This is a genomic window from Mesorhizobium sp. P2_E7, assembly GCF_056403855.1.
Map to the genome: position 1 here is coordinate 174,721 of NZ_JBFUER010000009.1, position 13,613 is coordinate 188,333.

Annotated in this window: 16 protein-coding genes; 9 read left to right on the top strand and 7 right to left on the bottom strand. The window is 62.0% G+C overall.

Annotation, left to right across the window (positions count from 1 at the left end; genetic code table 11):
• Positions 1 to 735: 735 nt before the first annotated feature.
• Together AC1DYC_RS29280 and AC1DYC_RS29285 are read left to right on the top strand one after the other, a co-directional pair.
• Positions 736 to 963, top strand: coding sequence for a hypothetical protein (locus AC1DYC_RS29280; protein WP_477411161.1), 228 nt, complete (start codon positions 736 to 738; stop codon positions 961 to 963).
• Positions 964 to 1,433: 470 nt separating this feature from the next.
• Positions 1,434 to 1,787 carry a SnoaL-like domain-containing protein gene (locus AC1DYC_RS29285; protein ID WP_477411162.1) on the top strand — a complete coding sequence of 118 codons (354 nt, stop codon included), beginning with the start codon at positions 1,434 to 1,436 and terminating at the stop codon, positions 1,785 to 1,787.
• An 80-nt stretch (positions 1,788 to 1,867) separates the two neighbouring features.
• Here the strand turns inward: AC1DYC_RS29285 and AC1DYC_RS29290 are convergent, their stop codons facing one another.
• The 3 genes from AC1DYC_RS29290 to AC1DYC_RS29300 are packed head-to-tail and all read right to left on the bottom strand — an operon-like array spanning position 1,868 to position 3,263.
• Positions 1,868 to 2,347, bottom strand: coding sequence for an SRPBCC family protein (locus AC1DYC_RS29290; protein ID WP_477411163.1), 480 nt, complete (start codon positions 2,345 to 2,347; stop codon positions 1,868 to 1,870).
• Positions 2,344 to 2,694, bottom strand: coding sequence for an ArsR/SmtB family transcription factor (locus AC1DYC_RS29295; protein WP_477411164.1), 351 nt, complete (start codon positions 2,692 to 2,694; stop codon positions 2,344 to 2,346). The genes AC1DYC_RS29290 and AC1DYC_RS29295 overlap by 4 nt, the downstream gene beginning before the upstream one ends.
• Entirely contained in the window at positions 2,694 to 3,263 is a 570-nt protein-coding gene (locus AC1DYC_RS29300; protein WP_477411165.1) for a dihydrofolate reductase family protein, read from the bottom strand. Before AC1DYC_RS29300 ends, AC1DYC_RS29295 begins: the two co-directional genes overlap by 1 nt.
• Positions 3,264 to 3,420: 157 nt before the next feature.
• Here AC1DYC_RS29300 and AC1DYC_RS29305 point away from each other — a divergent pair, with 157 nt between their 5' ends.
• Entirely contained in the window at positions 3,421 to 3,768 is a 348-nt protein-coding gene (locus AC1DYC_RS29305) for an ArsC family reductase (protein ID WP_477411166.1), read from the top strand.
• Positions 3,769 to 4,021: 253 nt separating this feature from the next.
• On the opposite strand, the gene AC1DYC_RS29310 is transcribed toward AC1DYC_RS29305, so the two are convergent.
• The 3 genes from AC1DYC_RS29310 to AC1DYC_RS29320 form a co-directional block, all read right to left on the bottom strand.
• On the bottom strand, positions 4,022 to 4,378 hold the full coding sequence (locus AC1DYC_RS29310) for a DUF488 domain-containing protein (protein ID WP_477411167.1): 357 nt from the start codon (positions 4,376 to 4,378) through the stop codon (positions 4,022 to 4,024).
• A gap of 16 nt (positions 4,379 to 4,394) precedes the next feature.
• On the bottom strand, positions 4,395 to 5,651 hold the full coding sequence (locus AC1DYC_RS29315; protein ID WP_477411168.1) for an aminopeptidase: 1,257 nt from the start codon (positions 5,649 to 5,651) through the stop codon (positions 4,395 to 4,397).
• Positions 5,652 to 5,738: 87 nt separating this feature from the next.
• A complete protein-coding gene (locus AC1DYC_RS29320; RefSeq protein WP_477411169.1) occupies positions 5,739 to 6,653 on the bottom strand; it encodes a LysR substrate-binding domain-containing protein in 915 nt (304 codons plus the stop codon).
• Positions 6,654 to 6,748: 95 nt separating this feature from the next.
• Here AC1DYC_RS29320 and AC1DYC_RS29325 point away from each other — a divergent pair, with 95 nt between their 5' ends.
• The 3 genes from AC1DYC_RS29325 to sbmA all read left to right on the top strand — a co-directional run bounded on the left by AC1DYC_RS29325 (position 6,749) and on the right by sbmA (position 9,822).
• The gene (locus tag AC1DYC_RS29325) at positions 6,749 to 6,952 is read left to right on the top strand and encodes a hypothetical protein (RefSeq protein ID WP_477411170.1); all 204 of its coding nucleotides are present in this window, start codon (positions 6,749 to 6,751) and stop codon (positions 6,950 to 6,952) included.
• Between the two features lie 334 nt (positions 6,953 to 7,286).
• The gene (locus tag AC1DYC_RS29330; RefSeq protein WP_477411171.1) at positions 7,287 to 8,444 is read left to right on the top strand and encodes a YbfB/YjiJ family MFS transporter; all 1,158 of its coding nucleotides are present in this window, start codon (positions 7,287 to 7,289) and stop codon (positions 8,442 to 8,444) included.
• Between the two features lie 115 nt (positions 8,445 to 8,559).
• On the top strand, positions 8,560 to 9,822 hold the full coding sequence (sbmA, locus tag AC1DYC_RS29335) for a peptide antibiotic transporter SbmA (RefSeq protein ID WP_477310965.1): 1,263 nt from the start codon (positions 8,560 to 8,562) through the stop codon (positions 9,820 to 9,822).
• A 28-nt stretch (positions 9,823 to 9,850) separates the two neighbouring features.
• Here sbmA and AC1DYC_RS29340 read toward each other — a convergent pair whose 3' ends face one another.
• Positions 9,851 to 10,855 carry a polysaccharide deacetylase family protein gene (locus tag AC1DYC_RS29340; RefSeq protein WP_477411172.1) on the bottom strand — a complete coding sequence of 335 codons (1,005 nt, stop codon included), beginning with the start codon at positions 10,853 to 10,855 and terminating at the stop codon, positions 9,851 to 9,853.
• Between the two features lie 194 nt (positions 10,856 to 11,049).
• Between AC1DYC_RS29340 and AC1DYC_RS29345 the strand changes: the two genes are divergently transcribed.
• The 3 genes from AC1DYC_RS29345 to AC1DYC_RS29355 all read left to right on the top strand — a co-directional run.
• Positions 11,050 to 11,712, top strand: coding sequence for a tetratricopeptide repeat protein (locus tag AC1DYC_RS29345; RefSeq protein ID WP_477411173.1), 663 nt, complete (start codon positions 11,050 to 11,052; stop codon positions 11,710 to 11,712).
• A 59-nt stretch (positions 11,713 to 11,771) separates the two neighbouring features.
• Positions 11,772 to 13,205 carry a ribosome biogenesis GTPase Der gene (der, locus tag AC1DYC_RS29350; protein ID WP_477411174.1) on the top strand — a complete coding sequence of 478 codons (1,434 nt, stop codon included), beginning with the start codon at positions 11,772 to 11,774 and terminating at the stop codon, positions 13,203 to 13,205.
• Between the two features lie 200 nt (positions 13,206 to 13,405).
• On the top strand, positions 13,406 to 13,613 hold a 208-nt coding region (locus AC1DYC_RS29355; protein WP_477411175.1), incomplete at its 3' end, for a transposase family protein.

A 13,613-nucleotide genomic window follows, 5' to 3' on the forward strand; every position in this document is an offset into this window, starting at 1 on the left:
TTGTCTTGGGGGAACACATGATCCGCATAGCCAGCGCCATAGCCATTGCCGTCACTACATCGGCCTGCACCAGCCAGGCGAACGTTCCCTATGATACAAGTAAAACAACATGTATAACCCGTGTTGATGACTTTAATGGTCATAAACACAAAGTTTGCCTTCCATCTACCCCAAATAAATCCTGTATGATGTATTGGGGAACTACAGCAGGGGAGAGGATAATGTGCGGCCCGCTAACGCGCAAGGCAACCACTCCCGAGGGTCGTGCCAGACAACTTGCAGGCAGCAAATACCCCTAATTCCACGCTAGGCGCTACCCGCCCTTAGGACAAGCCGCCCTTGCCCTGATATGAATCGGCGATCCAATAGACCGGCTTGGGGACTTTCATGACACTGGCAATACGGATTTTTGGAGTGCTTTACGCATTGATTGGCATCGCGGGCCTACTGGCTACAGCGTATGCCTCTACTGTGGTGCACGAGCCCAAAGGGGCCTTCTCGCTAGCAGGTACCGCGATGAACCTGATGGCGTGGGGCGCTCTCCTTTATTGCGCTGGTTTGGCAATAGAGAAGCTCGAAGCAATACGCGCCCTATTGAGGCAACAGGCGCCCGGTTCATCGCCGCCCCTGGAAACTTCCGGGGCTACTCAGCCGTAGTTGTGAACTCGCCAGCATAAGCTTCCACTTGAAGACAGCCCGTTACCCCAAAGCCGGGTACGCTGATATGAAAGATGCATGAGAAAGCCCAGCAAGCTCATGATGAGAGGCGTCATGCTCGCTATTGAGCTTTCCTTGGTCGTGTTGGTTGCCCAATCCCTTTGGACGGGCCGGATCAATTTCAAGGATCACCCTGTAGAGCGCGCGCATGACCCATTCACCTATTGGGTAGGGTTGGCCGTCATCGTGTTCGGTATAGTAACCTTGCCGCTCTGGATGCTCTACCGGGAACGGCAAGGGCGCTAAGCCTACTTCGACCCAGCCCCATACCGGCGGATGAACTCTGCATCCTTCCCGGTGACTTTCCGCACCGTCTGCAACAGCACCTCATGCAGGACGTGCGTCTGCCGGTAGTGCTCGCAATGAGGCGATATGAACGGCTTGATGATGCTCAAGTGCAGCGCCTCCCCTGCCGCCACGAAGCGCTCAATTTCAGGCTGCGAGAGAGTTGCAGCGAACCTTTCGACCTGGCCACAGCGATCTCCATTGAAGACTCGCCCCACATAGGATCATATTCCTATATCTGCGTTGCCATGTAAAGGCGGTCCTTTGTCTATCCAAGCTTTTGCCGGACTAGCGGGCATGTGAGAAGTCGTCGTCACATAGCTGTGCTATATCCATCGTCCTGACACAGTCTGTCAGCTGCCGTGCGGGCAAAGGTGGCGGGCCAGCGAAGACTTCCCTACTTGCAATGCGTCTGAACAGGAGGAACACAAATGACAATCGCGGATATTGCCAAGGATTTCACCGAGCTGCTCCAGCAGGGCGATCACCTGGGTGCTGGTGAAAAATACAATGCCGACGACATCGCCAGCTACGAAGCCATGGAGGGGCCAATGGCAATCGTCCATGGCAAGGAGGCCATCAGGCAAAAGGGCGAATGGTGGCAAGCGAACAATGAAGTGCATGGCGGCTCGATCGAGGGCCCCTATGTCAACGGCGACCAGTTCGCGGTGCGCTTCAAGTTCGACATTACGCCCAAGGCCACCGGCGAACGTGTCACCATGGACGAGGTTGGCCTGTACACGGTCAAGAACGGCAAGATCACCGAAGAGCGCTTTTACTACTAAGCCGGAATGCCGCCGGCTTCCGGCTTGCGTGATCAAAAATGTGGCGGCCGGGACACCGTCCTGGCCGCCAGGCGAAAAACTCAAATCGTCTTCACATACTGCGCCAGCTGATCGGCCACCGTGCCCCAGCCGTCGAAGAAACCCATCTCTTCATGGTTGTCGCGGGTGGCCTCGTCGCGGTGAATGGCGATGGCGGTGTAGCGCGTGCCCTTGCCGTCCGGCTGAAGGGAAATGACCGCGGTGATGAAGGGCTCGCCCGACGGCCGATAGCCCGGCAGCAGCGCATCCGTCCACACCAGCCGCTCGTTCTCCACGATGTCGAGATAGCAGCAACGACGGTCGTTGACCTCTGTCCCGTCGGGCGACTGCATGCGGGTGCGGAACAGCCCGCCCGGCCTGAGATCGATTTCGCAATCGGTGACCAGCCAGGGTTTTGGGGTGAACCATTGCTTGACGTGCTCCGGCACCGTCATGGCGCGCCACAAGAGTTCGTGCGGCGCGTCGAGCACGCGCTCGAGCGTCAGGTCCAGTCTGGGGTCGGGCTTGAAGGGATAGCTCACTTTTCCTGCTCCTTGAGGCTCATCACATAGGCGTCGAACTGATCGAGGCGGCGCTCCCACAGCGTGCGCTGTTCGGCCAGCCAGTTTTCGGCAAGCTGCAGCGGCTCGGGCGCCAACTGATAGGTCCTGGTGCGGCCGATCTTTTCCGAGCGCACCAGGCCGCAGCCTTCCAGCACCTTGAGGTGCTCGATGAAGGAAGGCAGCGCCATCTCGAAAGGCTGCGCCAGTTCGCTGACCGAGGCCGGGCTGCGGTTCAACCGCTCGACAACGCGCCGTCGCGTCGGGTCGGCCAGCGCGCGAAAAATGCCGTCGATCGGCGGGGGCGTGGCGGGTTGCAGATTGGTCATCACGACGCGCGCTCCACATGATAGGTGAGCACCACGGCGCCACTGCCGAAGGACCGCGTGTCGACAAGCTTGAGGTCGGTCGCGTCCTCGGTCCGATCGAACAGCTGCGCGCCGCTGCCGAGGATGACGGGAAACACCATCAGCCGGTATTCGTCGACGAGATCGTGCTGCTTGAGCGCATTGACCAGCATGCGGCTGCCGCCGATGACGATATCGCCTCTCATCTCCCATTTGAGCTTGCGGATCGCGGCGATCGGCTCGCCTTGCAGCACGGTGGTGTTGTTCCATGCCGGATTTTTCAGCGTTGAGGAGACGACATATTTCGGCATGCCGTTCATCCGGTCGGCGAATGGTCCCTTGTAGGTCGGCCAGGCGCTGGCGAAGCTTTCATAGGTCACCCGGCCGATCAGCAGCGCTTCATGGTCCAGCACCTCCTGGAATTTGTAGTCGATCATGCCAGCCTCGTGGCGCTTGCCGACCCAGTTGGTGTGCCGGAAGCCTGGCTCGCCGCCAGGCGCTTCCGTCACGCCATCGATGGACATCAACTCCGATACAACGATCCTTGCCATGGCTTTTCCTCTACCGATTTCGCAAACACTTAGGAAATTTCCTTAGTATTGGCAAGCCCCTAAAAATGCGCTGATGGCGGTCGGGATGCTGGCAAAGCGGGGAGGGCGGTTTTAGGCTGTCTGACGGATTCGACTGTCAGCCCAAGGGAAACGCGTTTTGACCATCACCATGTACGGCATCACCACCTGCGACACGATCAGGAAGGCGCGCACCTGGCTGGAGGGCCACGATGTGCCCTACCGCTTCCACGACTACCGGGCCGAGGGGATCGATGCGGGCAAGCTGGACGGCTGGACCGTCAAGGTCGGCTGGGAAAAGTTGCTCAACAAGGGCAGCACGACGTTTCGCGAGTTGCCGGACAAGGACAAGGCTGGACTCAACGAGAACAAGGCCAAGAAGCTGATGCTGGCCAACCCGACGATGATAAAGCGGCCGGTGCTGGAGGTTGGGGATACGATTTTGGTTGGGTTCAAGGCTGATGTTTATGAAGGGGCTGTGAAGTAGGCGGGACGGCGAAGCTGCCGATCTCCCCCCTTGCGGGAGAGATGGCCGGCAGGCCAGAGGGGGGTGTGAAGGATTGCCAACCCTGACGGATTGTTCCGACGCCAACCTGTCTGAGGCGATGGCCGTGGTTGGTTGTTAGGTCGGAGGGACAGCACCCCCCTCTGCCTTGCCAGGCATCTCCCCCGCAAGGGGGGAGATTGGATGTCCCCTCGGCTTTCGCCAATCGCCACCCTTTGCAGAATCTAGGTGCGTGTCACTCCGTCCCGCGCAAATACCCCGCCAGCGCCACCGCATTGTTGTGCGCCTCATCATGCGCACCATAGAGCAGCGTCACCCGACCCTTGCCGAGCAGGCCACGCAGCTGCGCCACCGCCTCGCCGTTCCCGTCCAGCTCGGCCCCATACCGCTCCCGAAACTCCGCCCACCGCACCGGCTCATGCCCGAACCATTTGCGCAATTCGTCGCTCGGCGCGATCTCCTTCAGCCACAGCGTCAGCGCCGCATCCTCCTTGCTGATACCACGTGGCCAGATGCGGTCGACCAGCACCCGCTGCCCGTCGTCGGGCGCGGGTGGCTCGTAGATCCGCTTGAGCGTCAGGTCGAAACCCATCCGACCCTCCGCAAGCTCAGGCCCACTCGCCCTTGCGCATCACCGGCACCTTGCGGCCATCCGTGTGGACGCCGTCGATGTCGATCTTGTCCGAGCCGATCATCCAGTCGATGTGGATGAAGCTCTTGTTACCGCCACGCGCGGCGATCTCGTCCTGGCTGAGCGAGGCGCCATCGACGAAGCATTTCGAGTAGCACTGGCCGAGCGCGATGTGGCAGGCGGCGTTCTCGTCGAACAGCGTGTTGAAGAACAGCAGGCCGCTGGCCGAGATCGGCGAAGAATGCGGCACCAGCGCCACTTCGCCGAGCCGGCGCGAACCTTCGTCTGTGTCGAGCACTTTCTTCAGCACGTCCTCGCCCTTCGACGCCTTGGCCTCGACGATCCTGCCTTCATCGAAACGTACCGAAATCTCGTCGATCAGCGTGCCCTGGTAGGACAGCGGCTTGGTCGAGGAGACATGTCCGGAGACGCGCCGTGCATGCGGCGTGGTGAAGACTTCCTCGGTCGGGATGTTGGGGTTGCAGGTGACGCCGTTCTTGGCCGTCGAGGCGCCGCCCATCCATTCATGGCCGTCCGCCAGCCCGACGGTGAGGTCGGTGCCCGGCCCGGTAAAATGCAGGGCGTGGAAATTGTGGCCGTTGAGCCATTCGGTGCGGCTGCGCAGCGCTGCATTGTGCGCCGTCCAGTTCGCGATCGGGTCTTCCACATCGACCCGCGATGCCGAAAAGATGGCGTCGGCGAGCTTCACCACGGCGACATCGTCGGTATCCTCCGGAAACACCTGCTTGGCCCAGGCGAGATCGGGATAGGCGACGATGTTCCAGTTGATGTCGAAGCCGGTGATCTTTTCCAGCGCCGGCTGGTAGGCCATCGAGTTCGCCTTGTTGGCGCGCGCCACCTTGGCCGGGTCCTGCGCGGACAGAAGCGACGGGTCTTCGCCGCGCACGGCAAGCCGCGCCGCATTGTTGGAAAAGGCTTTCGCCATTCCCTCATACATCCAGCCGGCGGCGCGGTCGAAGCCCGCGTCCGCGCCATAGCGGAAGCGCGCCAGCGTGATCTCGTCATCGTTGAAGATCGGCGTCACCAGACCGGCGCCGGCCTTGTAGGCGTGCTCGACGATGCGCCGGGTCAGCGGCAGGGCCGCAATCGACGAGGTCAGCACCAGGTCCTGCCCCGGCTGCAACTGCAGCCCGACCTTGATGGCGACTTCGGCCAGCCTGTCGAGCTTCACCGGGTCGATCGTTGCGGAAACGCCGCGCGAATGTGTGGTCATGATCCTGCCTGCCTTGGTCCTGGGGGTGAAGCTTCCAACATAGAGCGGCGCGGCTGTGCTTTCCAGCATCGTCGCGACAGCCGGCGTTTACGCAGCGCTATCGAGCGACCGGAACTGCGCCACGGTCGCCGCGATCTCCTCGCGGATCCAGATCTTGAAATCGCGGACCTTGCGGCTTTCGGTTTTGGTCGCCGAGGTCACCAGCCAGTAGCCGAGGCCACTCTGTGCCCGCACGCCGAAAGGCGCGACAAGGCGGCCGTCGGCGAGCGCATCGGCGGCCAGCAATTGCCAGCCGAGCATGACGCCGTGGCCGGCGATCGCCGATTCCAGGCACAGCATCGGGTCGGTGAAGCGCGCACCCTTGCGGAAGGTGACCGGCTCCGCCCCGGCGGCTTTGAACCAGCTCTCCCAGGTGATCATCGCCCGCTCGTCGGTGATGGCGCAGGTCTGCGCGAGGTCTTCGATCGACATCAGCTTTTTGGCGATCACCGGTGCGCAGACCGGGAACACTTCCTGAGCCAGCAGCAGTTCGGCCCGTCCGCCCGGCCATTTGCCGTCGCCAAGCCGGATGGCGATGTCGATGTCGGAACGCTCGAGATCGGCGAGCCGCACCGACGCGTCGATGCGCAGCAGCACGTTGGGATGCCGATCAAAATGCCGCGACAGCCGCGGCAGCAGCCATTTCGAAGCGAAGGCCGGCGCCACCGAAACCACCAGCGTGCACTGGTTTGTTTCGTCGGCCAGCGCCACCGCTTGCGCCAGCTCGCGAAAACCGGCGCCGAGCCGGGCCGAAAAGACCGTGCCGAATTCGGTCAGCACCAGCCCGCTTGCCGTGCGTTCGAACAGCGCCTGTCCGAGCTGCTTTTCGGTGCGGTTGATCTGCTGGCTGACCGCGCTGACCGAGACGTTGAGTTCGCCGGCGGCCGCCGCGAGCGAGCCGAGGCGGGCGACGGTTTCGACGGCGCGCAGGCCGTTGAGATGGACACGGTTCAGCATAGCCATTTCAGTTTTTCTAAACCGCTCCGGCCGAAATCTCAATTGAAAGACGGCGCGTGAAGGCAGATTTTAGCGATGACAATCAGACCGAGGAGGCGAGGATGGTGACGATCGTATCATTGCTCAAAGTCTTTGCCGCCGGCTACACGCGGCGGCGCCCTGACGGCGATGCCCTCAACTGGGTGACCGATCCGCTATCGCATCCGGTGCTCGACACCATGTCGGAGCGCGAACTCGGCGACATACCGTTCCGCTTAACGGCACGGCGCACCGCCTATGAGACGGGCGCGGTCGGCTGCGGCTGAGATTCGCGAACGCGGCACTTGGCAAAGGAGGCGATATTCTCGATGCCGGCGCCGCCCCTCATTGCCCTGCCGGGCATTTCTCCCCGTATAGTGACGGGGAGAAAGACGCCTGCGCCAAAGTTTCGCCAATCACCAGCGCTTCAGGAAGAGCGCCGAGGCGAACGACTAGCCCCTTCTCCCCGTCACTATACGGGGAGAAGGTGCCGGCAGGCGGATGAGGGGCGGCGCGACGTCAGATGGCCTTTCGTGCCCGGCCACTATCGTCGTCGCCAACGGATCTGGCCCAACACAAAGCGGATTGTTTCGGCGCCGGCCAAATCTATTGTGCGCTGCAATGAACGCCGCGCCATCCCCCTTGCGCCTCGCTCTCGCCGGCATGATCGCCATGGCCGTCGCCATGGGCATCGGCCGCTTCGTCTACACGCCGATCCTGCCCGGCATGATGGAGGAGCTGCACCTGTCGCCGGCCGATGCCGGCTGGATCGCATCGGCCAACTATCTCGGCTATCTCGTCGGCGCGCTTGCCGCGGCCGGTGGCTGGGCGCATGGGCGCGAGCGAATGCTGATGTTTGGCGGCCTTGCCGCAAGTGCTGCGCTCGCCGCCCTGATGGGGTTGACCGAGGCGATGACCGCCTTCATCGTCATCCGCTTCCTTGCCGGCCTCGCCAGCGCCTTCGTCATGGTGTTCATGGCCAGCATCGTCTTTGGCCACTTGGCTGCCGCCAACAGAAGCGACCTGCAGGCACTGCATTTTGGCGGCGTCGGCCTCGGCATTGCGGCGTCCTCGGCACTGATGGCGGTTCTGGTCACCGACCATGCCGGTTGGCCGGCGGGCTGGCTGTGGTCGGCGGCGATTTCCGCTGGCGGCCTCGTGCTCGTCGCCTGGCTCGCCGGCGGCACGGCGCCCGCAAGGAACGTAGCCGGCCGTGAGCCGGCGCTGCCGAAGGACCGGTCGCTGGCAAAGGTTATCGTCGCCTATGGCCTGTTCGGCTTCGGCTATGTGGTGACGGCGACCTTCCTGGTCGTCATCGTGCGCCAGGGCGGCGGCGGCCGTGTCTTCGAGGCAACCGTCTGGATGGTCACCGGCCTTGCCGGCTTTCCCTCTGTCTGGCTCTGGCAGAAGATATCGGCACGGATCGGGCTCTACGCCGCCTATGCCCTGGGCTGCCTGGTCGAGGTGATCGGCGTCACCGCCAGCGTCGCCATGGGCGGCACCGTCGGCCCGTTGCTGGCTGGCGTCCTGCTCGGCGGCACCTTCATCGCCATCACCGCGCTCGGCCTGCAGACGGCAAGGCTGCTCGTGCCGCAGGCGCCGCGCCGGATTTTTGCGCTGATGACCGCGTCCTTCGGCATCGGCCAGATCGTCGGCCCCATCGTCGCCGGCCTGCTGGCGCAGGCGTCGGGCAACTTCTTCCTCGCCTCGATCGTAGCTGCTGGCGTACTGCTGGTATCTGCAGGGATCACCTGGTCGGCCGCGCCAAAATCGCCATGATTGTGGTCTTGCTCGATGCCGGGCATTAGGCACGGGCATTTGCTTTCCACCTAATGTGTGACTTTATGCCCGCTGAACCCCGCTGATTTGCCCACCGACCGAGGATTTCACCACAGTGTTCGTATCGTTTTTTCCAAAGCCCAAAGTCTTCTTCACCTCGGCGGTCTTGTGGTGCGCGGTCATGGTGGCCGCATGGTTTCTGGGCGGCGAGCAATTCGGCGCTCTGTTCGGATTGCCCCCTGCAGCGGCAGACGCGGCGCCTATCATCGGCGTTTCAGTGTTCTGGTCGCCTCCATTCCTTTGGTTCTACCTCTACTTTGCCGCCGGCGCTTTGCTCTTCTACGCCTTCTGGCATTGGTATTCTCCGCACCCGTGGGATGGCTGGTCGATCCTTGGCAGTTCGCTAATCCTGTTCACGACCTATTTTCAGGTTCAGGTCAGTGTGGCGATCAATGCCTGGTACGGGCCGTTCTGGGACCTCATTCAGGGAATTGTCAGCAAAAGTGTGAAGGCCACAGAGTGGGATGTTTACGCCCAAATAATAACCTTCCTCGGCATCGCCCTTGTAGCTGTTACGGTTTACGTTCTGACAAACTTCTTTGTAAGCCACTGGGTTTTTCGCTGGCGCACGGCGATGAACGACTACTACATGTCCTATTGGCCTAGGCTTCGTAATATTGAGGGAGCTTCTCAGCGTGTACAAGAGGACACGATGCGATTCTCTAAAATCATGGAAGATCTTGGGACTTCATTTATTGACTCGATCATGACATTGATCGCTTTCATGCCGATTTTGCTGGCTTATTCGAAGCACATCACGGCCTTACCGTTCATCGGCCAAGTTTCTCAGCCGCTTGTGGTCGCAGCAATATTCTGGGCAATATTCGGCACTGTATGCATTGCCGGAGCCGGCATAAAACTTCCTGGCTTGCAATTCCGCAACCAGCGCGTCGAAGCCGCCTACCGCAAGGAACTTGTCTACGGTGAGGACGATTCGGCTCGGGCACAGCCGCTCACTGTTTCTGAGTTGTTCGGAAGGGTTCGCCAAAATTACTTCCGACTTTACTTTCATTACGTCTATTTCAACGTGGTTCGTTATCTATATTTACAGTTGAACACCATATTTGCTCTTTTTCTGATGGTTCCTTCCATGATCGCCGGAACCCTGACATTGGGTCTTATAAACCAAGTCAACTCGGCGTTCAGCCAGGTGACGAACTCATTCCAGTATCTAGTGAATTCCTGGTCGACGATCGTTGAGCTCTTGTCAGTTCACAAGCGCCTGCGTGCATTCGAAGCCATAATCAATGGCGAGCCGCTACCAGATATCGATCAGCGCTTCATCGAGCGTCAGGCACAGGCTTCGGATTCGGCCTGACCATTGGTGGCTAAGGAAAGTGGGCGGCTCAGCCGCCCACCGCCGCCTGTCTCTCGGCACCACGTTGCCGTTGCACATAGTCGCGAAAACTGATGCATTCGACATCGGCTTTCACGCAGGTCTCGCCGGCAAGGCGCTCCAGCGCGTTCCAGTAGGCGCCGTTGTTCATCAGGGTGAAGTGGAAGCTGAGGACCAGCGGAATGCGCTTGCCCTGATATTGTTTGTCGAAGGCGGCGCGGAAGGCCTGGTAGGTCCGATCGCTGAACTCGGCCGCCTGGCTCGGCCGCTCGAAGCCGCCGGAATGGCGGACATAGAGATTGTAGTCCATGGCGATCACCGGCCTTGAATTCGGGCCTTCCGGAATCTGCGGCAGGGAAAAGCGGGTGAGGCCGCCGCTGGTCGGCGGCTCGACCGGGCCTTTCGAAACGCCACTGGCGTCATAGTGGTAGCCGGCTTGAGGCAGCGCTTCGTAGAGCCCTTTGCCGGTCGAGAGGTATGGCGCGCGAAAACCGACAACGGCATGGGCAAGATTGCGCCAGCCGGCGGGCTCCGGCGCAATGCCGTTGATCGAATAGGCGTTCTCCAGAATGCGCTCGAACGAGGCGAATTCCTTCAGCCAGTCGGCCTTGCTCCAGTCCTTGCCGTCGAAATGGCCGCAGCCATGGCTGGCAATGTCATGGCCTTCCGATGCGGCGAGCCCGATCTGGTCCAGCCGGTCGGCGACTTCCTGTTTCGAGGCGGCGAAGCCGATGTTGGATTTGCCAGCGGACTTGGCCGGCGCGCTGTATTCGGTGCGCGTCTGCTGCGACAAAAGGAAGACGCAGGACAGAAAATAGGTGAAATGCGCGCCGGTCCGCTTCGCCAGCGCCCGGCTGCGCTGCCATTGCGAAATCTCGCGGGCGCTGTCGAACGAGATGATGACGATTTGCTTCGGCTTTGCCGGGGCAGGCGGCGCCGGCGGGTCGGCGTAAGCAGCGCCCGCCGTGGCAAGCACGGCTGTGGAAAACGCGACAACGCGGGACAAACGAGGCATCGACAATCTGGGCTTGATCCGGAGGCAGTCCAAGCCGGCTATCGGCAAAATGTGGCGTGGGTGCGGTCGGCGCGCGATAGGTAACTCCCCGGCGATTAGGCGATTTTCCTGCCCAGCCCCTTCCATGCCGACAAAATTTCGCTAAAACGCGGGCTCAAGAAGCGCCCCGCCCGGGGCAGCAATGGTTTTGATTGATGTCCGACGACAGTTTTATCCGCGAAGTCAATGACGAGATCCGTCGCGAGCAGGCGCAGGCGCTGTGGGACCGTTTCGGTCCGGCGATCCTCGGCCTCGCCATCCTGGTGGTGCTCGGCACGGCTGCCTTCGTCGGCTACCGCTATTTGGACGAGAGCCGCGCCAACCGCTCGGGCGATGCCTTTTCGCAGGCGCTGAAGCTTGCCAATGACGGCAAGAGCGACGATGCGCTGACAGCACTTCAGCAGCTGGAAAAGGACGGCTACGGCGCCTATCCGCTGCTCGCCCGCATGCGCGCGGCAACCGTCAAGGCCGACAAGGGCGACTTTGCCGCCGCTGTCGCGGATTTCGATGGCGTCGCCGCCGACACCGCCATTCCCCAGGGCATTCGCGACATGGCGCGCCTGCGGGCAGCTCTGCTGCTGGTCGACCACGGTTCCTTCGCCGACGTCTCCAGCCGCGTCGAGGCGCTGACCGCCGACAACAACACGCTGCGCCACACGGCGCGCGAAGCGCTCGGCCTTGCCGCCTGGAAGGAAGGCAAGACACAGGATGCGCTGAAACTGTTCGACCAGATCGCCGCCGATGACGGCGCCCCGCGCAATGCGCGCCAGCGGGCGACGTTGATGTCGGAATTGATCCGCGGCTCTGGCGCGTCATGATAAGCGTCGCCCAAAATGCGCTGCGGTTTTGGGCGATGGATGACGGATTGTAGGGCCGGATGAGCTTCAAAGTCGCCATTATCGGCCGTCCCAATGTCGGCAAATCGACGCTTTTCAACCGGCTGGTGGGAAGGAAGCTGGCGCTTGTCGACGACACGCCGGGCGTCACCCGCGACCGTCGCGTCCACGCGGCAAAGCTCTATGACCTGCATTTCGACGTCATTGACACCGCCGGTTTCGAGGACGCCGCCGCCTCGACGCTGCCGGGCCGCATGCGCGCGCAGACCGAGATCGCCATCCGCGAAGCCGACCTGATCTTCTTCACCATCGACGCCAAGTCCGGCCTTCTGCCCGACGATCGCACCTTTGCCGAAATCGTGCGCAAATCCGGTAAGCCGGTCGTGCTGGTCGCCAACAAGGCCGAGGCCAAGGGCGCCCAGGGTGGCATGCTCGAGGCCTGGGAACTCGGCTTGGGCGAGCCGATCCCGGTCTCGGCCGAGCACGGCCAGGGCATGCCCGATTTGCGCGATGCTGTCATCGAGGCCCTTGGCGAGAAGCGCGCTTTCGACGAGGAAGAGGACGACGCCGAGGAAGACGTCGCCGCCAGCGAGGTGCTGATCGGCGAGGACATCACCGATCCCGATGCCGAACCCGCCTATGACGACACCAAGCCGATGCGCATCGCCGTCGTCGGCCGCCCCAACGCCGGCAAGTCGACGCTGATCAACGCGCTGATCGGCGAGGAGCGGCTATTGACCGGCCCGGAAGCCGGCATCACCCGCGATTCCATCTCCGTCGACTGGGACTGGCATGGCCGTCTCCTGAAGCTGTTCGACACCGCCGGCATGCGCCGCAAGGCCAGAATCCACGAAAAGCTGGAAGTGATGTCGGTGCAGGACGGCCTGCGCGCCATCCGCTTTGCCGAGATCGTCATCATCGTGCTCGACGCCACCATCCCTTTCGAGAAGCAGGACCTGCAGATCGCAGACCTGATCATCAGGGAGGGCAGAGCGCCGGTCATCGCCTTCAACAAATGGGACCTGATCGACAACCCGCAGGAACTTCTGGCCGAGTTGCGCGAGAAGACCGGGCGGCTCCTGCCGCAGGTGCGCGGCATCCAGGCGGTGACGGTTTCGGCCGAGACCGGCCGCGGCCTCGACAAGCTGATGGACGCCGTTATCAAGACGCACAAGGTGTGGAACAGCCGCGTCTCCACCGGCAAGCTCAACCGCTGGCTGGAAAGCATTCTGGCGCATCATCCGCCCCCCGCCGTCGCCGGCCGCCGGCTCAAGGTCAAATACGTCACCCAGGCCAAGACGCGGCCGCCGGGTTTCGTCGTCCAGTGCTCGCGGCCCGACGCGATGCCGCAATCCTATGTCCGCTACCTCTCCAACAGCCTGCGCGAAGCCTTCGACATGCCCGGCGTGCCGATCAGGATAGCGCTGCGGACTTCGGACAACCCGTTCGCGGGCCGGGCGAACAAGCGCAAGTGAGCGGTGGCGGTTGCGGAGCTTTCCGCAACGTCGGCGGGCCAGCACCCCCCTCTGCCCTGCCGGGCATCTCCCCCTCAAGGGCAGGGGAATCGCATATGGCGATTTTGGGCTTGAAGTTGGCTTGAGAAGAGATTCTTTGGGAAGGCAGTCTTAGCGAASGAGCGACTGCCATTTCCAGCCTTGAGAGCTATTTCGGCGCGGTGCCAGATCCGCGTGCGGCCAACGCCACGCACCGGCTAGGCGATCTGATCGTGATGATGATCGCCGCAAGCCTGTGTGGCGCAACCAACGCGACGGAGTTTTCGCTGTTCGCGCAAGAGCGCAAGCAGGCGTTGTCGCGTTTGATCGACTATGAAGAGGCACCCAGCCATGACACCTTCTCGCGGCTGTTGCGGCTGCTTGATCCGG